This is a genomic window from uncultured Mucilaginibacter sp., from assembly GCF_903893715.1.
Classification (GTDB): Bacteria; Bacteroidota; Bacteroidia; order Sphingobacteriales; family Sphingobacteriaceae; genus Mucilaginibacter.
In genome coordinates this window covers 1-18,887 of sequence record NZ_CAITNG010000073.1, presented here as the reverse complement: position 1 = coordinate 18,887, position 18,887 = coordinate 1, and the positions used below count along the sequence as shown (strand labels likewise).

At 43.8% G+C, this 18,887-nt stretch carries 16 protein-coding genes; 9 read left to right on the top strand and 7 right to left on the bottom strand.

Annotation, left to right across the window (positions count from 1 at the left end):
- Window positions 1-38: 38 nt before the first annotated feature.
- On the top strand, window positions 39-2,681 hold the full coding sequence (locus QZX97_RS08925; protein ID WP_295652890.1) for a carboxypeptidase-like regulatory domain-containing protein: 2,643 nt from the start codon (window positions 39-41) through the stop codon (window positions 2,679-2,681).
- A gap of 80 nt (window positions 2,682-2,761) precedes the next feature.
- Here QZX97_RS08925 and QZX97_RS08920 read toward each other — a convergent pair whose 3' ends face one another.
- Window positions 2,762-3,442: a porin family protein gene (locus QZX97_RS08920; protein ID WP_295652887.1), complete on the bottom strand. Its 681-nt coding sequence runs from the start codon at window positions 3,440-3,442 to the stop codon at window positions 2,762-2,764.
- Between the two features lie 182 nt (window positions 3,443-3,624).
- On the opposite strand from QZX97_RS08920, the gene QZX97_RS08915 reads away from it, so the two are divergent.
- The gene (locus QZX97_RS08915) at window positions 3,625-4,113 is read left to right on the top strand and encodes a DinB family protein (protein WP_295652883.1); all 489 of its coding nucleotides are present in this window, start codon (window positions 3,625-3,627) and stop codon (window positions 4,111-4,113) included.
- 8 nt (window positions 4,114-4,121) lie between these two features.
- Here the strand turns inward: QZX97_RS08915 and QZX97_RS08910 are convergent, their stop codons facing one another.
- Complete coding sequence (locus QZX97_RS08910) at window positions 4,122-5,453, bottom strand: alpha/beta fold hydrolase (RefSeq protein WP_295652880.1); 1,332 nt, start codon at window positions 5,451-5,453, stop codon at window positions 4,122-4,124.
- A 183-nt stretch (window positions 5,454-5,636) separates the two neighbouring features.
- On the opposite strand from QZX97_RS08910, the gene QZX97_RS08905 reads away from it, so the two are divergent.
- The gene (locus QZX97_RS08905) at window positions 5,637-6,026 is read left to right on the top strand and encodes a hypothetical protein (RefSeq protein WP_295652878.1); all 390 of its coding nucleotides are present in this window, start codon (window positions 5,637-5,639) and stop codon (window positions 6,024-6,026) included.
- A gap of 58 nt (window positions 6,027-6,084) precedes the next feature.
- On the opposite strand, the gene QZX97_RS08900 is transcribed toward QZX97_RS08905, so the two are convergent.
- The 3 genes from QZX97_RS08900 to lon all read right to left on the bottom strand — a co-directional run bounded on the left by QZX97_RS08900 (window position 6,085) and on the right by lon (window position 10,838).
- On the bottom strand, window positions 6,085-7,788 hold the full coding sequence (locus QZX97_RS08900; RefSeq protein WP_295652875.1) for a M3 family oligoendopeptidase: 1,704 nt from the start codon (window positions 7,786-7,788) through the stop codon (window positions 6,085-6,087).
- 329 nt (window positions 7,789-8,117) lie between these two features.
- Entirely contained in the window at window positions 8,118-8,351 is a 234-nt protein-coding gene (locus QZX97_RS08895; protein WP_295652872.1) for a hypothetical protein, read from the bottom strand.
- A gap of 12 nt (window positions 8,352-8,363) precedes the next feature.
- Complete coding sequence (lon, locus tag QZX97_RS08890; protein ID WP_295652870.1) at window positions 8,364-10,838, bottom strand: endopeptidase La; 2,475 nt, start codon at window positions 10,836-10,838, stop codon at window positions 8,364-8,366.
- Between the two features lie 252 nt (window positions 10,839-11,090).
- Here lon and QZX97_RS08885 point away from each other — a divergent pair, with 252 nt between their 5' ends.
- Window positions 11,091-13,130, top strand: a complete 2,040-nt coding sequence (locus tag QZX97_RS08885; RefSeq protein ID WP_295652833.1) for a M13 family metallopeptidase — start codon at window positions 11,091-11,093, stop codon at window positions 13,128-13,130.
- Between the two features lie 153 nt (window positions 13,131-13,283).
- Entirely contained in the window at window positions 13,284-13,913 is a 630-nt protein-coding gene (locus QZX97_RS08880) for a tetratricopeptide repeat protein (protein ID WP_295652830.1), read from the top strand.
- Here the strand turns inward: QZX97_RS08880 and QZX97_RS08875 are convergent.
- Together QZX97_RS08875 and gpmI are read right to left on the bottom strand one after the other, a co-directional pair.
- On the bottom strand, window positions 13,906-14,445 hold the full coding sequence (locus QZX97_RS08875; RefSeq protein WP_295652828.1) for a hypothetical protein: 540 nt from the start codon (window positions 14,443-14,445) through the stop codon (window positions 13,906-13,908). The two genes, QZX97_RS08880 and QZX97_RS08875, sit on opposite strands and share 8 nt — an antisense overlap.
- Window positions 14,432-15,958: a 2,3-bisphosphoglycerate-independent phosphoglycerate mutase gene (gpmI, locus tag QZX97_RS08870; RefSeq protein ID WP_295652825.1), complete on the bottom strand. Its 1,527-nt coding sequence runs from the start codon at window positions 15,956-15,958 to the stop codon at window positions 14,432-14,434. Before gpmI ends, QZX97_RS08875 begins: the two co-directional genes overlap by 14 nt.
- A gap of 70 nt (window positions 15,959-16,028) precedes the next feature.
- On the opposite strand from gpmI, the gene QZX97_RS08865 reads away from it, so the two are divergent.
- The 4 genes from QZX97_RS08865 to QZX97_RS08850 all read left to right on the top strand — a co-directional run bounded on the left by QZX97_RS08865 (window position 16,029) and on the right by QZX97_RS08850 (window position 18,775).
- The gene (locus QZX97_RS08865; protein ID WP_295652823.1) at window positions 16,029-16,421 is read left to right on the top strand and encodes a DUF4783 domain-containing protein; all 393 of its coding nucleotides are present in this window, start codon (window positions 16,029-16,031) and stop codon (window positions 16,419-16,421) included.
- 47 nt (window positions 16,422-16,468) lie between these two features.
- Window positions 16,469-17,317 carry a carboxylating nicotinate-nucleotide diphosphorylase gene (gene nadC, locus QZX97_RS08860; RefSeq protein WP_295652820.1) on the top strand — a complete coding sequence of 283 codons (849 nt, stop codon included), beginning with the start codon at window positions 16,469-16,471 and terminating at the stop codon, window positions 17,315-17,317.
- Between the two features lie 43 nt (window positions 17,318-17,360).
- The gene (gene plsY, locus QZX97_RS08855) at window positions 17,361-18,011 is read left to right on the top strand and encodes a glycerol-3-phosphate 1-O-acyltransferase PlsY (protein ID WP_295652816.1); all 651 of its coding nucleotides are present in this window, start codon (window positions 17,361-17,363) and stop codon (window positions 18,009-18,011) included.
- 269 nt (window positions 18,012-18,280) lie between these two features.
- Window positions 18,281-18,775: a PorV/PorQ family protein gene (locus QZX97_RS08850; RefSeq protein ID WP_295652813.1), complete on the top strand. Its 495-nt coding sequence runs from the start codon at window positions 18,281-18,283 to the stop codon at window positions 18,773-18,775.
- The last annotated feature ends 112 nt before the right edge of the window (window positions 18,776-18,887 follow it).

The following is an 18,887-nucleotide window of genomic DNA, read 5'->3' as shown; positions in this document are numbered from 1 at the left end:
TGCACTTACCTGCCTTGGCCCAAAGGGATACAATTAGCTTGAATACCCTCATTAGCAAAACTGCTAAGCGCACCAATAGTTACCCCTTCGAGAAAGTTTACATACACTTCGACAAACCTTACTACGCCTTAGGCGATACCGTTTGGTTTAAAGTTTACCTCACCATGTTTGGGCATCAACCATCGGCATTGAGCAAAATAGTATATGTCGAGATGATCAACAGCACCGATTCGCTCGTATCGAGTTTAAGGTTACAGGTGATGAATGGGGTTGCTACGGGCGATATACCGTTATCACAATATACGCTTAAAAAAGGTAATTACCGCCTTAGGGCCTATACCAACTGGATGCGCAATTTTGATGGCGATTACTTTTTTAACAAAAACATAACCGTTGGCGATGCCATCAATAATGAATTGGTTACCACAACCTCGTTTACCTCGTCCGAAAAGAACAACCTGACGAAAGTAAATGCCCGTATTGTGTATAAAGACGGCGACGGTATGCCATACAGCTACAAAAAAGTAAGCTGGCAGGTTGAAACCGACAACGATAAGCCGTTAAAAGGCAAAGGTATGACCGACAACAATGGCATACTGAGCATCAGTCTTGAGGGCAGCAAAGATTTGGCGCTTACATCCCGCGACCTGGTAACCACACTTGACCGCGGTACGAAGAAGCCAATTGCCAGTACCTTCCATTTAAAATATGCCGAGCCGAATATTGATGTCCAGTTTTTCCCCGAAGGGGGTGAACTCATCAGCGGAGTGCGGTCGCGCGTAGCTTTTAAAGCTATAAAAGCCGATGGGTTGGGAGTTGACGTGAAAGGTAGTATAGTGGACAATGAAGGGAAAACAGTTATCGACCTTCAAACAAAGCACCTGGGAATGGGAGTCTTTTTCCTGGTCCCCGAAGATGGTAAAAGTTACAAAGCAAATATCGTCTACCCTGATGGAACTACGCATGCCTATGATTTGCCGCGTGTACAGCTAAGTGGCATCAACCTTGCTATCAACAATGTCGAATCCGATAACCTTAGTATAAAGTTAGCGGCCAATCCATTGTTCTTTCAGCGCTATCAAAACCAAAAATTCTACATAGTAGGGCAAAGCGGCGGCATCATCTATTATGCTGCGCAAAGCACGCTACTTAGCCCTGTTTATTCGGCTTTGATAGCTAAGAATAAATTCCCAACCGGGTTGATACAATTTACATTGTTTACCGACAAAGGCGACCCGATATCCGAAAGGGTAACATTTATACAGCGTAACGACGATGGACTTAAACTTACATTAAGCACCGCAAAACCAACATTTGGTACAAGGGAGAAAGTGAAGTTGGATATTTTGGCCAAAGCCAATAACCTGCCATCCGAAGCAAATCTTTCGGTAGCAGTTATCGATGAGTCGAAAGTTCCTTTTGATGAAAATGCAGAAACCACAATTTTAACAAGTTTATTGCTCAATTCTGAGCTGAAGGGTTACATCGAAAAGCCTAACTATTATTTTAACCATGTTACTCCGGAGACCATTGCCGATTTGGATGTTCTGATGCTCACGCAAGGTTACCGCAGGTTTTCCTACCGGGATATTGTACGCGATAAAGCCCCTTCAATATTCTTTTTGCCAGAACAGAGTATTGAAATTACCGGTACACTGCGAAATCAAACAGGGATGCCAATAAATAGAGGATCGATAAGTTTGACCATACCTGATAGGAATTACTCCGTCAGAACATCTACAAATGCCGATGGCGTTTTTAAATTTTCGAAGTTGTTATTGATCGATTCGTCGAAAATAACGCTGAATGCACGCGACAATGTAAATAACAACAGCCTGATGATCATGCTCGATTATCCGCGCCCGCAAGGCTTAACAAAAAACAATAATGCGCCGGATGAGGTAGCAAACATCGACAGTGTTTTAAATACGTATTTAACCAATAGCAAAAAACAGTTCAATAACTCGCACACCCTAAAAGAGGTGGAAATTAAAGATAAGCCGCCTGTTCACAAAGTAACCCATGCCGATTTTCCGGCACTATCGGGCTTGAATATGATGGCCGACCACGAAGTGCCGGGCGAACGTTTTAAAGATTGCGGTACTTTTGCATTATGTGCCGAAACGATGTTGTTTGGATTGACCTACAACGACAATAATTTTTACATCACCCGCGACTATAACAACAATAAAAAGATACCGGTACAAATATATGTTAATGGTTTCCCGGTCGATTATAGTTACCTGAATACCATAAACTCTAACGAAGTAGAATCGGTCGAGATATTTAATAACGATGGCCTGAGTGGGATAAACCGCATGAGCAATACAAATGGTGTTTTGGTTATCAATATGCGAAAAGCACCGGTGGGACACAAAATTACCGCTGATGAACTGAAGACGCTTTTTCCACCAAAATATCTCCTTTCGTTCACCCCGCAAGGGTTTTCCATGGGTAGGGTGTTTTATTCGCCTAAATATGACGTGCCCCGTTATGTGCAAAATGCCAATGATTTAAGAACTACTATTTATTGGAACCCGATAGTAAATACCGACAAAACAGGCGCAGCTTCCCTTGAGTTTTACAACGCTGATGGAAAAGGTACTTACAAGGCCGTTGTTGAAGGTATTGATGCTGATGGTAACATCGGGCGTTTTGTTTACCGATATAAAGTTCAGTAAAGGGCCAAAACAAGAAAAGCCCGATGGGTTTCAATCAGGCTTTTCTTGATAGTACGCATTTCTATTGCCCTCTTCCAACTTTAAAACTTATAAGCAATACCTATTTGGAAAACCTGATTGGTATATTGAGGGTTATAATAGGCATTATATGCACTTGTGGTTTGAAGGTCTACGGTATATCGCCCGCGCAATTCAAGGTTTCTGTTCAGGTCAAAACTCAACCCAAAAACGCCATCAAGCAGGGTTGTGCTGTAGCCCACACTGTCTTGGTTGTATTGTTGCTGTAAACCTATAGGAAATGTTGGCGAAAAAGTGTTTTGAGTTGAAGTCAAAAAAGATATTTGAGGCCCCACCACCATATTGAAGTTTTTAGCAAGCCTCATTTTCAACAACAAAGGCCAGTCGATAAAATTGCTGGTTTGGGTAAACTGCCCGTTAATGGTATTGGCCGAGTAACCTTTTACCGAATACATCAATTCAGTTTCCAGCATAAAGGGGTAACTGATCGGGATATCGAGACTTACACCCGCATGATATCCTGTTTTAATGTTGGTGCTGAATGTTGGATCGTAGGGATCGAAAACATTCGCCAGGTTTACACCACCCACAAAGCCAAATTTTAACCGGTAGTAATCTTTATCTATAACTCGTGCTTGTTGTTGGCGGCGTGGTCCGTAACGCCGGGGCCTGTAAAAACCCTGTGCTTTAACGGAGCCTGCAATGGCTATCAGGCATATTGCAAATAAAATGATCTTTTTCATGTTGGTATCTGGTTTTTATTATAACGGTATAGATAACTTAAATGGCATAAGGTTTATTGTGTAAATAATTTAATACAGTCCCAAAAGAAATTTTCTGCCGGGCATTATTAAATAATGTGACCAACGTTCAAATAAAAGGCAACCATTGTTGCTTAATTTTGTCTTACTATAAATAAAACACCATGGCCGATTTATATACTACCCAGCAAACGGCACGCAGACAGCTGTACGCATTGCTTACCGGTGGCAACGTTCATGCCACCATTGAAGAAGCGGTATTCGGGCTCACTTTGAGACAGGTAGGGCTAAAACCCGAAAAGGTACCCTATAGTATCTTTCAACTGCTCGACCACATCCGCATAGTGCAGTGGGACATATTGAAGATTTGCACCAACCCCGAGCATACATCGCCTAAATGGCCGGAGGGGTTTTGGCACAAACGCGCCGCGCCAAAGGATGAAGAAGAGTGGCTGGAATGCATCGACCAGCTTTATACCGACAGACAAAAATTCCTCAATTTGATTATGGACGAAGACCAGGATCTTTTTGATTCTTTTGAAAACGAAGAAGATCAAACCCTGTTCAAAAATGCCTTATGGCTGGCCGATCATACCAGTTACCATATCGGTCAAATTATACTCGTGAGGCGGTTATTAAATGCTTGGTCTTAACGTAGGCATCAATGGAGCTTTAAGGTTTTGATAAAGTCGACGATATCGGGCACCAGCTCGGGTGCTAAAGGCAATTCGGGTTTGTTGTAAGTCGCAATATTTTGCTCCCTATCGGCAGGGGCAATTTTTAAGATGTGGTTCATCCCTTCAATAATTTTTAAGGTGGCATCTGTTTTGCCCTTTTTTAGCAAGTCGGCATCGGTAACACTAACTTGTAGGTCGGTGGTTCCCTGTATAATCAGGATGGGTAGTTTTATCTTATGGATGATTCTTGCCGGATCATAAAACAACCACGACATTAAATAGGGCTGTACACTTGGCCTTGCCAGAGCGTACAACGCCGGATCAACCTTTGGTACTGTTTTCCCTTTACGCAAACTGTCTACAATCGTCTTAAATTCGGCTGCTACTGATGGTGGTTGCGCCTTCATCTGCTCTGCCAATACCACATCGCCCGGCCTGCCGGCACCTGCAACCGATATAAATCCGCCCACGTTTTCAATTGCACCATAAGCAGCTATCATGCCAATCAGCGAACCTTCGCTATGGCCCAACACAATCACTTTCGAAAACCTGCCATCATCGGTTAGCAGTGCTATTAACGCACCGGCATCGTCGCTAAAATCGGTCAGTTTCGTATCTATCTCTTTTTGTGATGACGTGCTTTGGCCAATGCCGCGTTTATCGTAGCGTAGCGACGCTATACCCGCCTTGCCCAAGCCTTCGGCTAAGTACTTAAAGGCATCGGTTTTTAAGCCGATAGTACTGTTGCAGTTCCTGTCGGTAGGGCCCGAGCCGGCTATGATCAAAACCACCGGTATTTTCCCGGCAGCATTTTTGGGCATCGTTAACGTTCCCGATAAAGTACCACCCAATGTTTTAAGGCTTACAGGCGATTCGGTAAGCAATGGATTGTTTATTGGCGATGAAGATGAAACCTGTGCAGGGCTTGTGGCACCGGCATCGGTAGTCTTCTCAGGCTTGTACTCGTTAAAATAAAGGCCGTCAATTTGGTGCGAATCATTTAACGAGATGTTGATGAGCAAGCTCATCTTTTCGTAATCGGCCTTATAAATACCCGCGGTCGAATAGTATTTGGTAAAAGTAGTTTGCTTTAGTGTACCTAACTGTCCATGCATTTGAGTAAAAAGCTCGGTCGTTTTGTCTAAGGGCAAACCTGTTTTAACAGCGGGTGCAAACATCGCGAACAAGCTATCGGGCTGGTTGGCATTGTAGTACTTTTTAAATTTACTTATCGCCGTCGCATAAGCAGGTGTTTCTGTTTGTGCAACACCGGTCGAAACGGTAAAGATAAGTGCTATAATCAGTATGTATTTCATCGAGGGTTTTCTTGGTTTTTAATCTTTGCCTTATCTTTAAACAAGATTATCGGCTTGCTAAATTAGTGTTTTAATCGGCCTTACTCAAATTCGTAAAAAAAGAACCATTTTTTGTACTGCCCTTTAAACCTATTGTGCTTGTTTAGTCTAATGCATTAATCAAAATAACAACCAATCACCATTATGCGAAAATTTATTTTAATGCTGTTTATCGTAGCCGGGTTTGCAACATTTGCAAAAGCTCAGGATACCTCAAAAGTTAAAAAAACCACATCCGACCCCGCCGCAAAAGAAGCCCGCGGCCTCCAAAAAAAGTTAAACCTTACCGACGACCAAACCAAACAAATAACCGCCATTATAGCCGACAGGAATGGCCGTGTAGAAGATTTGAAGGCGCCCGGTAATGCAAACAGAGCTCAAATAGACCAGGTTAGGGCCGATGCCAATATCCAAATAGACGTTTTGCTTACCCCCGATCAGAAAAAGATATTCGACCAAATGATAGCTGACCAAAAAGCAAGAACGACCACTCAGAAGTTTCTGATACCCACAACAGGTAAAAAAGGCTTTTAATTTTTAAGTGTAAATAGTTTTAAAAGGCAATAAGCATCGCGCTTATTGCCTTTTTTATTTAATTTATCTTATCCATTTCTGCTTTTACAAATTGGGCCAGTTCTTTTACATAAGCCGCGCTGAAGTCGAATTTGATGCCGGCTGTTTCGTATATCTCGCCAATGGTTTTAGTATAGCCCAACTTTAGGGCGGCAAGGTATTGCTCAAGCCCCTTTTCGGGATTTTCTTTATAGTTTTTCCATACTGCTATGGCACCTAACTGGGCCATACCATACTCGATGTAGTAAAACGGTATCTCAAAAACATGAAGCTGCTTTTGCCACAGGTTTTGTTTGGCTTCGGTATGCTCGCTCCAGTCAACAAAGTTGGCACCAAAACGGTCAAATATTTTTAACCAGGCTTCGGTACGTTCGTCGGTGGTATGGCCGGGGTTGGTATATATCCAATGTTGAAACTGATCGATCACGGCTACCCATGGCAATGTCTTTAACACATCCAGCAACTGGTCTTTTTTGGCACGTTTCAATTCGGCTTCATCCTTAAAATAAACATCCCAGTTATCCATCGACATCAGCTCCATCGACATTGATGCCAGCTCAGCTACTTCGCTTGGGCAATGCTTAAAGTCGTTCAGTTCCAGGTCGGCTGTTAAAAAGGTGTGTACCGCGTGCCCGCCTTCGTGCACCATAGTGGTCAGGTCGCGCATGCCACCGGCTGAGTTCATGAAGATGAAAGGTGCCCCGGTTTCGGCAAGCGGATAGTTATACCCACCCGGCGCTTTGCCTTTGCGGCTCTCCACGTCAAATAAGCCATTCTCTTTCATTATTTCCAGGCGCTCGCCCAAATAATGACCGATGTTGGTAAAGCATTGTATCGACTTCTCAATCAATTCTTCGCCGGTGTTAAAAGGTTTCAACGCTGGTTTTCCCGATGTGTCTACTTCGGTATCCCAAGGCTTTAAACGGTCGAGGCCCAAAGTCTGTTTGCGTTTTTCAGCCTGCTCGCGCAATATCGGCACAATCTCCTTTTCAATTGCTTCATGAAAATGGTAGCAATCCTGCGGGGTATAGTCAAAACGTCCCAAAGCCTTAAACATATAATCGCGGAAGTTTTCGAAACCGGCATTTATCGCTACCTGGTGGCGCAAACCGCGCAGGTGGTTGTAAAGGTCGTTTAGCTTGTCTTTTTCCTGTAGGCGGCGCGCAGTTATCTTTTCCCAGGTCGCCTGCCTTTTGTTGCGGTCAAGGTCTTTTAAAAATACAGCAGCTTGCTCCAGGGTAAACTCCTTATCGTCCATATGTACGCTCATCGCGCCGGTTATCGATTGGTATTTTTGCTGCTCAACCTGTATCTCGGTAAATATGGGTATGTTTTGTTCCCTGAATATTTCCAAGGCCGTTTTTATGCCACGCAGGTAAATAAAGAACTTCTCGCCATCCAATTTTTCAGCGTAGGGGCTGGCTACAAATTTTTCGTTCAGCTTGTTGTTATAGGGCGCTATCTGTGGTTCAATTTCGGTAGCGAAGTATTGGAATTTTTGCAGCAACTCTTCGCTGGCCGTATCGCAGGTCATGCGGATATAGCGCCAGGCAAAATCCTCTTCCAAAGCTGCCTCCAGTTCGCTGCGGTCCTGCAGCCATTTTTCAAGCTCTTCAACCGAATTGATGGGCCTGTTCAGCAATTCGCTGTAAAAGGGTTCCAGTACTTCCCACTTAATTTCCAGTTCGGCAGGTATATATTTTCTTTGTTTTTTGTGGATCATGGTATCAATATGCTGATGGGCAAATATGGGTATTTATGGGTGTTTTTTATAAGATGATTTCACCGATTATTTTTGATTTCACCGATTTAGGTCTCTAAGTGGGGGGGGGGGTAAAAATGAGTATTTTATGTACTTGATTTCCGTACGCTTTTGCTTTCACTATGGGTAATTATGGGTGTTTTGAAATTTTAATTTCGAATTTCGGATGTTCAATTTCGAATTTTACATCTTCCGTTTTCCATTTTACATCTTCCATGGTTATGGGTATTTATGGGTAATTTCAAGAATTTTTTCTTGAGTCTCGATTCTCAGCTCTTGATTCTAATCCCTCACTTCGGCAATTCAGCCAACGTTTCCATCTTGCCATCGTTTCTTACCACATGCCATTTGTTATCGGCATTAAAGTAAACTTCATTCGTATGGGTATCAAACAGCATAACGCCCGAAGCCTGGTTGATCACCTGGTAACGGCTTTCGGTTTGGTGTTGATACATAGCAAACAAAATGGCAACCAGCGCCATGCCTATCAGCAGGTACAATACTTTAAATACATTATCAGCCATTGGTATATAGGTTTAATTTAATAGGGGTTTCAGGTCTTCTTTAATAGTCATGTCAATAGCGTCTTTCACCTTATGTTTCAACAATGCCAAGTCTATAACCTCGCTCATTTTGGTAACATAATGAAACTGCATATCCTTGATATAATCCCCTTTTATTTCGAGGATGTCCTTCTCGTTCGATTTGCACAGGATGATTTCTTTGATATTGGCGCGTTTTGCCGCCAGTATCTTTTCCTTAATTCCGCCAACAGGCAATACCTTACCGCGCAGGGTAATTTCGCCGGTCATGGCCAAATTTGCTTTTACCTTACGTTGCGTAAATGCCGAGGTTAATGCTGTCAGCATCGTAATACCTGCCGATGGCCCGTCCTTAGGCGTCGCGCCCGCTGGTACATGTATATGGATGTCCCATTGTTCAAACAATTTCTGGTCAATACCAAATTGTGCAGCATGCGCCCGCAAGTAGGCGAGGGCTATGGTTGCCGATTCCTTCATCACATCACCCAGGCTACCGGTCAAAGTCAACCTGCCTTTACCGGGACTCAAACTGGCTTCTATAAATAAAATATCGCCGCCTACCTGTGTCCAGGCCAGGCCTGTTACCACGCCCGCAACTTCGTTGTTTTCGTATTGGTCCTTGTCAAATATCGGGGCTCCTAAAATGCGTTCCACATCTTCTTTAGTGATGGCCGGGTTGTACGGTTCTTCCATCGCGATGCTTTTGGCTACGCCGCGTACCAGCGAGCCTATCTTTTTCTCCAACGCCCGCACGCCCGACTCGCGGGTATAATCTTCCACCAGCTTTTCGAGTATATTGTTCTTAAGGGTAACATCTTTTATTTTTAAGCCATGCGCTTCGCGCTGTTTGGGCACCAGGTGTTGTTTGGCAATCTCTATTTTCTCTTCAATGGTATAACCTGTTACTTCGATAATTTCGAGCCTGTCTAACAAAGCCGGTTGTATGGTACTCAACGAGTTGGCAGTAGCGATAAACATTACGTTCGATAGGTCGAAATCCATCTCCACGTAGTTATCATAAAAAGTACTGTTTTGTTCAGGGTCCAACACCTCCAGCAAAGCGCTCGATGGGTCGCCCCTAAAATCGTTGCCAATTTTGTCAATCTCGTCCAAAATAAACACGGGGTTTGCCGCCCCCGCCTTTTTTAGCGATTGGATTACCCGCCCCGGCATAGCGCCGATATAAGTTTTACGGTGCCCGCGTATCTCAGCCTCATCGCGTATTCCGCCCAGGCTCATACGCACATATTTACGCCCAAGCGCCTTCGCTATCGATTTTCCCAGCGATGTTTTACCAACCCCCGGAGGGCCAACCAAACACAATATAGGGGCCTTCATATCGCGTTTCAGCTTCAATACAGCCAGATACTCTATTATGCGTTGCTTTACTTTATCTAAACCAAAATGGTCTTTGTCCAATACCTTTTGCCCGCGTTTCAGGTCAAAATTGTCTTTGGTAAACTCGTTCCATGGCAAATCAAGTAGTAACTCTAAATAATTTATCTGTACCGAATAATCAGCCGCCGCAGGATTGGTGCGCGATGCTTTTTCCAGCTCCTTGTTAAAATGTTCACCAACTTCTTTGCTCCATTTCTTTTTAGCGGCTCGCTGGCGCAGGTTCTCAATTTCCAGGTCGGGCGAGTTGCCGCCCAATTCTTCCTGTATGGTTTTTAGCTGCTGGTTCAAAAAGTAATCGCGCTGCTGCTTGTCCAGGTCAACACGTACCTTGCTTTGTATCTGGTTTTTCAGTTCCAGCATTTGCAGCTCGGTGGTCAAATGCTCCAAAACTATTTTGGCGCGGTCGCGCACGTTGTTTATTTCGAGCAAGTGCTGCTTGGCCAACATATCGGCATTCATGTTGCTCGATATGAAATTGATTAAAAATGCCGTACTCTCAATGTTTTTGATGGCGATGCCTGCCTCGCTCGGTATATTCGGCGAAAGCTGTATAATGCTCATCGACATATCTTTAATCGATGATATCAGCGCCTTAAACTCTTTGTCTTGTTTTCCTTTTACCTCTACAAAAGGTTGTATGGTAGCTTTTATATAAGGTTCGCTTTGCACCTCATCCTTCAGGATAAAACGTTTTTTTCCTTGGATGATAACCGTAGTGTTGCCATCGGGCATTTGCAGCATCTTTACAATCAGTGCAATGGTGCCAACATGGTTCAGTTGTTCAAAAGTGGGGTCTTCAATACCCACATCCTGTTGCGAAACCACGCCGATCATGCGGTTGCCTTTATTGGCATCGCGTATCAGCTTTATCGACTTATCCCGGCCCACCGTAATAGGGATAACCACCCCCGGAAATAACACCGTATTGCGTAATGGCAATATTGGCAGTACCTCGGGCAGCTCTTCGTTGTTCATTTCCTCCTCATCTTCCGATGACATCAGGGGGAAAAACTCGGAATCTTCGTTTATAATTGGTAAAGCGCTTCTAAAATCAAAGGGATCAAAACTCATCAAATATCTTTCTATATGTCTGTAATAACGTCAAGTTGTCAGCCTGTTCATGGTAGACAGGTTGTTTTGGGTAAATTATGGTGTATTTACCGTCGGGGTATTAATATTTCAAGAGCTGTGCCAAGCTGGTAAATAAAGGTAATTAAAATTGAGATAATCTTTTAGTTCAATTAAAAATTGCCTGTACGGGGCCAAATTTTGCCGAATAAAATATAATTTCTACCTTCATAAAAACTGATTAATCATTATTTCATGAAAACAAGATCTTATGCCTGGCTGGCTATGCCTTTGGTATTTGCCATAGCCTGCAAAAACAAAACAATTACCGATGTACCCGTGCGCACCGTTTTTTTTGACAAAAGCGGGATGGACACCACCGTTAAACCCGGCGACAATTTCTTTTTGTATGCCAGTGGTAACTGGATTAAAAAAACAGAGATACCCGCTTCTGAGCGCGGCTGGGGTTCGTTTTACACCTTGTACGACGATAACCAGAAAAACCTGCACACCATTTTAGATAATTTGGCCGCCCAAAACAACGAAACAGGCTCCAAAGAACAAAAGGTGGCTGACTACTACACCAGCGGCATGGACACCGTAGCTATCGACAAGTTAGGCTATGAGCCCGTTAAGCCATTGCTGGACAAAATTGCCGCGGTAAAAGACTATAAACAACTCATCGCCTTTTCGGCAGATAGCTTTAAAGATGGCGACGGCTTTTTATTCGGATTTTATGTGCAGCCCGATGATAAGATAAGCACCAAAAACGCTGCTCAGTTTGGCCAGTCCGGTATAACCTTGCCCAACCGTGATTATTACTTTAAAACAGATACGGCAAGCGTAAAAATCCGCGCGGCCTATGTTAAATATATTGCCAAATTACTCACCCTTTCGGGGACAGATGCCGCCACGGCGGCCAAAGATGCCAACGACATTTTAAAATTGGAAACCACCATAGCCGCATCGCATTCAACCCCCGTTGAATTGCGCGACCCGGTAAAAAACTACAATAAATTTGCCGTAACGGACTTTCAGAAACAAATGCCCGATGTGGATGTAAAAGATTTGCTAAGCCGCTTAGGTGCCAAAACCGATACGGTATTGGTTGGCCAACCCAAATACTACCAGGCTTTGGATGGCTTGTTAAAAAGCCAGCCCATCGACCTTTGGAAAACCGACCTCGAGTTTACCGCTTTGAACGGAGCGGCCAACTCCTTGAGCAAACCATTCCGCGATGCCAGTTTTGAGTTTTGGGGCAAAACCCTGAGTGGCCAAAAGGCCGATAAGCCCCGCTGGAAAAAAATGGTCACCAACGTGGATGCCGGCCTTGGCGAATTGCTGGGCCAGGTTTACGTAGAGAAATATTTTACCGCCGATGCTAAAAAACGCATGCTCGACCTGGTGAACAACCTGCAAGCTGTTTACAAACAACGCATCGAGCAAAACAGCTGGATGAGCCCGGAAACCAAAAAACGTGCAGTCGAAAAATTGGCCGCCTTCACCAAAAAAATCGGCTATCCGGATAAGTGGAAAAAATATGACGACGTAACCATCAGCAAGGATGCCTACTACCAAAACCGGCAGTCAATTGCAAAACACGATTATAAAGAAATGATCGATAAACTCTCCAAACCGGTCGATCGTACAGAGTGGGGGATGACACCGCCAACCGTAAATGCTTATTACAACCCGCAATTTAATGAGATAGTTTTCCCGGCGGGGATATTGCAGTTCCCTTTCTTTGACAAGGATGCCGATGATGCCATTAACTATGGCGCCATAGGTGCCGTTATTGGCCACGAAATGACCCATGGTTTTGATGATGAGGGCCGCCAGTACGATAAAGACGGCAACCTGAAAGACTGGTGGACAAAAGACGATGCCGCCAAATTTAAGGCCCGTGCGCAGGTGGTTGTCGATCAGTACAGCAAATACACCGTATTGAACGACCTGCATGTAAACGGCCAACTAACATTAGGCGAAAATTTAGCCGATATAGGTGGTGTGGCCATTGCTTACCAGGCATTTAAAAACACTCCGCAAGGCAAAGGCGACGTTAAGATTGATGGCTTTACGCCAGATCAAAGGTTCTTCCTGTCCTTCGGCCAGGTATGGCGCATTAAAACCCGCGACGAAACTATGCGTATGCGCATCAGCGGCGACCCGCACTCGCCCGAAATGTACCGCGTTAACGGCCCGCTGTTTAACACCGCTGCTTTTTATAAAGCCTTCGACATTAAACCCGGCGATAAACTTTACCGCCCCGAAAGCGAGCGTGTGAACGTTTGGTAATTCACCAATATTAAAAGGTCGTTAGCTGCAAGGTTAACGGCCTTTTTTATAAAAGGATAATTGAATATGAAATTTTAATGAAGTTTGGCATAATAATTTCTTGATAAATGAGTTAATAATTTTGTTACTTTGATTAATCGGTTAAAAAACCTAATGAAGTTTTCATTTATTTTCCCCTTTTTATTGGCCTCTTCAATCGGGGGCGTGCAGGCTCAAAGCGCCTATATCAAATTGGGGCAGCAAGCTTTATTGGAAGGCGATTTTAAATCCGCGGTAACGCAATTGGAAAAAGCCTGCGTGGTCGATTCCACCAACTCAAACGCCCTTTGGATGCTCGGCTACTCTTATTACCACAGCGAAAACTATAAAAAATCCATCGCTACTTATAGCAAGCTTATTGAGATAAAACCTACCGATTGCTCGGCTTATTACTACCGCGCATTGGCCAAAAGCTTTTTGGCAAAGGATGCCCAGGCTACACCGCCCGATAAGGAAAAAAATTGGCTAGGCGCCATTATCGATCTGACAAAAGCTATCTCAATTGAGCCATCCGACCCAAAATTCTATCAAAACCGGGGAATATTTTACCGGGAATACGGCATTTTTAAACTGCAAAAAGCCACGAAATTTTACGACAGGAACCGCGGCATCGAATCGTTAAAAGCATCCGTAGCCGACCTCGATAAAATACTGAGCGAGAACCCCGAACGAAAAGATATCTCGACACTGCTGGATCAGTCAAAAAACCTGTTGGCCACAGCATCGGCCAGGCAGCCTACTTAAACTTCCCGGTTATCTTATAGTCGTTGCGGCCAAGTAGCCTTACTTTTTGGTGCTTTTCTATCACATAAAGGCTATCCGGATAATAAACCAGGCTTTCGGTGGTTTGATAAAGCATATTGTCGGTAACGTTATCCACTTTGATGCCTGTCACTTTGTCTTTTTTGAGCAAAACGGTCAGCTGCCTCGTGTGCAACGTCGAATCCACATTCAAATAGGTAATACCCGTATCGCATTTATAAATTATGTAGCTGTTTTTCCAGGCGGGCTTGTTAATGTCCGATTCAATAAACAAGTTCAGTTCCTGCTGCCAATGCTTTATAGCAACGCTTTTGGTTTCCTGTTGCCCGTTATAACTCACCGTTTTTGTGATATGCGGATACTTTTTGCTCAACCTTGCAGCTTCGTCGGCAAAGTATTTCTTTATATCAAAGTAGCTCAGCTGCCCTTTATCGTTTTTGGTTTCGGGGGCGCAACTTGCCGCCGCCAATAATAAAAACAACAATAATATGCGTCCCGATTTATACCAGCACATTTTCACTCATTTGTTTTGGAATGGGTACACCTATTATTTTCAGGATGGTAGGGGCAATATCGCCCAATTTGCCATCTTTTATTTCTTTGTAGTCCGTGTCTATCAATATGCAAGGCACCAGGTTGGTAGTGTGCGCTGTGTTTGGCGTGCCGTCATCGTTTATCATAAACTCTGCATTGCCGTGGTCGGCAATAATAATGAACGAATAACCATTGGCAATGCCTGTCTCCACAACAGCTTGGGTGCACTGGTCCGCCGCTTCTGCGGCTTTTATAACTGCGTTAAAATCGCCTGTATGGCCAACCATATCGGTATTGGCAAAGTTAAGGATAATGACATCAGCCCATCCGGATTTTAATTCAGGAATGATGGCGTCGCGTATGCCGGCTGCACTCATCTCGGGCTGCATATCATAGGTCGCAACCTTTGGCGACGGGATGAGGATACGTTTCTCGTTTTCAAATTCCTTTTCGCGGCCGCCCGAGAAGAAGAACGTAACGTGCGGGTATTTTTCCGTCTCAGCTATCCTGATTTGGTTTTTCCCTGCGTTTTGTAAAGTTTCGCCTAAAGTGAATGACAGATCGTCCTTGGTAAATACCACCTGCACATTTTTAAAGGTCTCATCATAAGTGGTCATGGTGATGTAGTGCAAATCAAGCGGGTGCATATTGTATTCAGGGAATGCCTTTTGCGTTAAAGCCACGGTTATTTCGCGGCCCCTGTCGGTACGGAAGTTAAAGCATAACACCACGTCGCCGGGTTTGATTACCGCGATAGGTTGGTCGTTATCGTCAGTCTTAACTATCGGCAGTATAAACTCATCGGTAACGCCTTCGGTATACGATTCGGCAATGGCTTTCTCAAGGTCGTGGGTATGTTTGCCTTCGCCGTTTACCAACATGTCATAAGCTTTGCGCACGCGCTCCCAGCGGTTGTCCCTATCCATGGCATAATACCTGCCAATGGCCGATGCTATCTTTACATTGGTTCCGCTAACATAGTTCTCTAAGTCGGTAATATATTTAACGCCGCCGTTCGGGTCGGTATCCCTGCCATCTAAAAAAGCATGTATGTATACGTTGGGCAATTCAAATCGGCCGGCGACGTCGCAAAGGCCTTTCAAATGTTTTATATGCGAGTGCACGCCACCATCGGATACCAGCCCGATAAAGTGAACATCTTTTTTGTGTTGTTTGGCATAGTCAAAAGCGTTTTTGATTACCGGGTTTTCGTCAAACTCCTGGTCATCAACAGCTTTGTGGATACGGCCCAGTTCCTGATACACTACCCGGCCAGCGCCAAGGTTCATGTGCCCCACTTCGCTGTTGCCCATTTGGCCTGCCGGTAAACCAACCGATATGCCCGATGCCTGCAGCTTTGAGTGCGGGTATTTTTCCAGCATGGAATCAAAAAATGGTGTATTTGCCGCTAATATGGCGTTCGATTTATCATTTCGGCCGTATCCCCAACCATCAAGGATAATGAGGGCTACTTTTTTGTTCGTTTTTTCCACGGCACAAATATAATTTGATATAGGCAACTTTAAGTATATTTATGCGTAAGATTGATGTACATCACATTCTATGAAATTACTTTATCTATCTTTTATATTTTCATTGGCCATGTTGCAGCCCCGAACGGGCGATCCTATCGAGCATACTGTAACCCTCTTGAAGCAGGATAACCTGCCTGAGCTATACAAGACACTGGCACCAAATATTGATTTAGGTATTTTGGAAGATGAAAACACCTATCCCGCGAAGCAAGCCGAAACAATACTCCAGAATTTTTTTGCAAAAAACCCACCGAATGCCGTATCGGTGGTACACAAGATTAATTCCAATCCCGATATGCAGTACGCAATCGTCATTATCTCCACCAAAAACGGCCCTTACCGCACGTCCTTCACACTTAAAAATAACAAAGGGGTTTACCAGCTTATCGAATTGAGTATTCGCGAAGAAAAACCCAATTAGCTTTAAAGTATTTCTTTACTTTTGATGCGTCTTTAAAAAACACTGTATTGGATAAAAATATCATCCGCGAATTGATTAAAGGTTACCTTGCCGAAGATGTAGGTGATGGCGACCACACCTCATTGTCAACCATCCCCGCAGGCACGTTAGGCAAAGCTAAACTGTTGGTTAAGGAAGACGGCTTATTGGCCGGAGTTGATGTAGCCATAGAAATTTTCAATTGTATTGATGACGCGATAAAGGTCGATGTCCTGATGCACGATGGTGAACCCATTGTTTACGGCGACATTGTGCTAACTGTTAACGGCAGCGTACATAGCATACTAAAAGCCGAACGCTTGGTACTCAACTGCATGCAGCGCATGTCGGCAATAGCCACACAAACCCATCAAATTGTTAAACTGTTGGAAGGGACCGATACAAAAGTATTGGATACCCGTAAAACCACGCCCGGCTTCCGCTATTTCGAAAAACTGGCCATTAAAATTGGCGGCGGGGTAAACCATCGCTTTGGTTTATACGACATGATTTTGATAAAAGACAATCACGTTGACTATTCGGGCGGCATTGCCAATGCCATCGCAAACGCTAAACAATACTTAACACTGCACAATAAACAATTGGATATCGAAATCGAGGTGCGTAATTTTTACGAGTTGGCCGAGGTAATGCAAACAGGAGGGGTGCAACGTATCCTGCTCGATAATTTTTCAGTGTTGGACCTCAAAAGGGCAGTCGAAATGATAGGCAACAAATTTGTTACCGAAGCATCCGGCGGCATTACTATCCAAAATGTACGCGAGTATGCCGAATGCGGCGTAAATTACATTTCCATAGGTGCTTTAACACATTCGGTAAAGAGCCTCGACCTCAGCCTTAAAGCTTTTAATGATTAATTAATATGGTGTTTACGTTGGCATTTAGTATAATTGTACTGAGATGATATCAACTTATTCGATTTCAGCGCTCATACTGGCCTACTTATTTGGTTCGATACCAACTGCTGTATGGATTGGTCTGGCTTTTTACAAAGTCGATGTGCGTGAATATGGTAGCGGTAATGCCGGTGCGACAAACACTTTCAGGGTACTGGGTAAAAAAGCCGGTATACCCGTAATGCTTATTGATATACTGAAAGGCTGGACAGCAACTAACCTGGCATTTTTCATCGGTGTATCAACTACCGGGGCCATCCACTCGCAGGCTTTTACAAATTACCAGCTTGCACTCGGCATTACAGCCGTTATGGGGCATCTGTTTCCAATATTTGCGGGTTTTAGGGGTGGCAAAGGTGTTGCCACACTTTTCGGCATGGTGTTGGCCGTTAACATACAGGCAGCTTTGCTTTGCGTGGTGGTATTTATCATTGTGCTCCTCATCACAAAATACGTTTCCTTAAGTTCAATTATCGCCAGCTTTACTTATCTCATTGGTGTTACATTCATTTTTTCCGAAGGCGTAAACAAGTCCGTCATCATATATGGCATGGCTATTTGCGTACTCATTTTGGTTACCCATCAGCGCAATGTGGAGCGTTTATTGAACGGGCGCGAATCAAAAGTCAACCTTTTCAAAAAAAGGTCTTCATAGTTTCTGCCTGCAATTGTTACTTTGCTTAGCACAGAAGAGGTGATAATGAAGTATTACTTAAAGTCTTTTAGTTTCAGAACAAATATTTTCTTGATTTATACTTATCCGGCAGTAGATTTCTGAACCTATTTAATATTTAATTTTTTTAGGAGTTTAGTATTTTACTCATTATATTTTACTGCTTTTTTGTTGACAGACCAACGTCGTTTTTTTTAATAGTGTTATTCATTGATTCGATAACTGTACCATTAAATTATAACCAATTCTACATGAAATATTTTTACCCATTCGTTGCGCTATTTTTGTTCTCTTCCGTAAGTATGGCGCAAACCACGGGCGTTTTTGCAAATGGCAGTGATGCTAACGCCATAACTACCGCTGTGCCATTTTTAACCATATCGCCCGATGCACGTTCAGGGGCGTTGGGTGAGGCAGGTGTTGCTTTATCGCCCGATGCAAACGCCACTTTTTGGAACCCTGCTAAGCTGGCCTTTGTTGGAGAACCAACAAACATAAGCGCTTCATACAGCCCATGGATGCGCACCGTTTTCCCCGATGTTAACCTGGCTTATATCAGCTTTTTCGATAAGCTTGATGAACGTAATACCATAGGTGCCTCAATGCGGTATTTTAACATGGGCAGTGTTAACAGTTACGATGATGTAGCTACCTCGTTGGGTACTTTACACCCTAACGAGTTCTCGTTTGATGTATCGCTTGCCCGAAAATATGGCGAAAACTTTTCGCTTGGTTTAACAGTGTAAATCGTCAGCTGAAAGTGGACCGATAGGGTGCTAAGCTTGTGGAGTGTTTCCAAAGATTAATTAACTTTAAGACAATGGAAACCAAGAAGAAACAAACAGCAGAAAACTATAT

Coding starts and splice junctions, on each gene's coding strand:
- lon (WP_295652870.1), bottom strand. CDS start 10,838: ATGAGTTTTGATCCCTTTGATTTTAGAAGCGCTTTACCAATTATAAAC.
- QZX97_RS08900 (WP_295652875.1), bottom strand. CDS start 7,788: ATGATCCACAAAAAACAAAGAAAATATATACCTGCCGAACTGGAAATT.
- QZX97_RS08920 (WP_295652887.1), bottom strand. CDS start 3,442: ATGAAAAAGATCATTTTATTTGCAATATGCCTGATAGCCATTGCAGGC.
- plsY (WP_295652816.1), top strand. CDS start 17,361: ATGATATCAACTTATTCGATTTCAGCGCTCATACTGGCCTACTTATTT.
- QZX97_RS08915 (WP_295652883.1), top strand. CDS start 3,625: ATGGCCGATTTATATACTACCCAGCAAACGGCACGCAGACAGCTGTAC.
- QZX97_RS08865 (WP_295652823.1), top strand. CDS start 16,029: ATGAAATTACTTTATCTATCTTTTATATTTTCATTGGCCATGTTGCAG.
- QZX97_RS08910 (WP_295652880.1), bottom strand. CDS start 5,453: ATGAAATACATACTGATTATAGCACTTATCTTTACCGTTTCGACCGGT.
- QZX97_RS08850 (WP_295652813.1), top strand. CDS start 18,281: ATGAAATATTTTTACCCATTCGTTGCGCTATTTTTGTTCTCTTCCGTA.
- QZX97_RS08875 (WP_295652828.1), bottom strand. CDS start 14,445: ATGTGCTGGTATAAATCGGGACGCATATTATTGTTGTTTTTATTATTG.
- QZX97_RS08895 (WP_295652872.1), bottom strand. CDS start 8,351: ATGGCTGATAATGTATTTAAAGTATTGTACCTGCTGATAGGCATGGCG.
- QZX97_RS08885 (WP_295652833.1), top strand. CDS start 11,091: ATGAAAACAAGATCTTATGCCTGGCTGGCTATGCCTTTGGTATTTGCC.
- QZX97_RS08880 (WP_295652830.1), top strand. CDS start 13,284: ATGAAGTTTTCATTTATTTTCCCCTTTTTATTGGCCTCTTCAATCGGG.
- QZX97_RS08905 (WP_295652878.1), top strand. CDS start 5,637: ATGCGAAAATTTATTTTAATGCTGTTTATCGTAGCCGGGTTTGCAACA.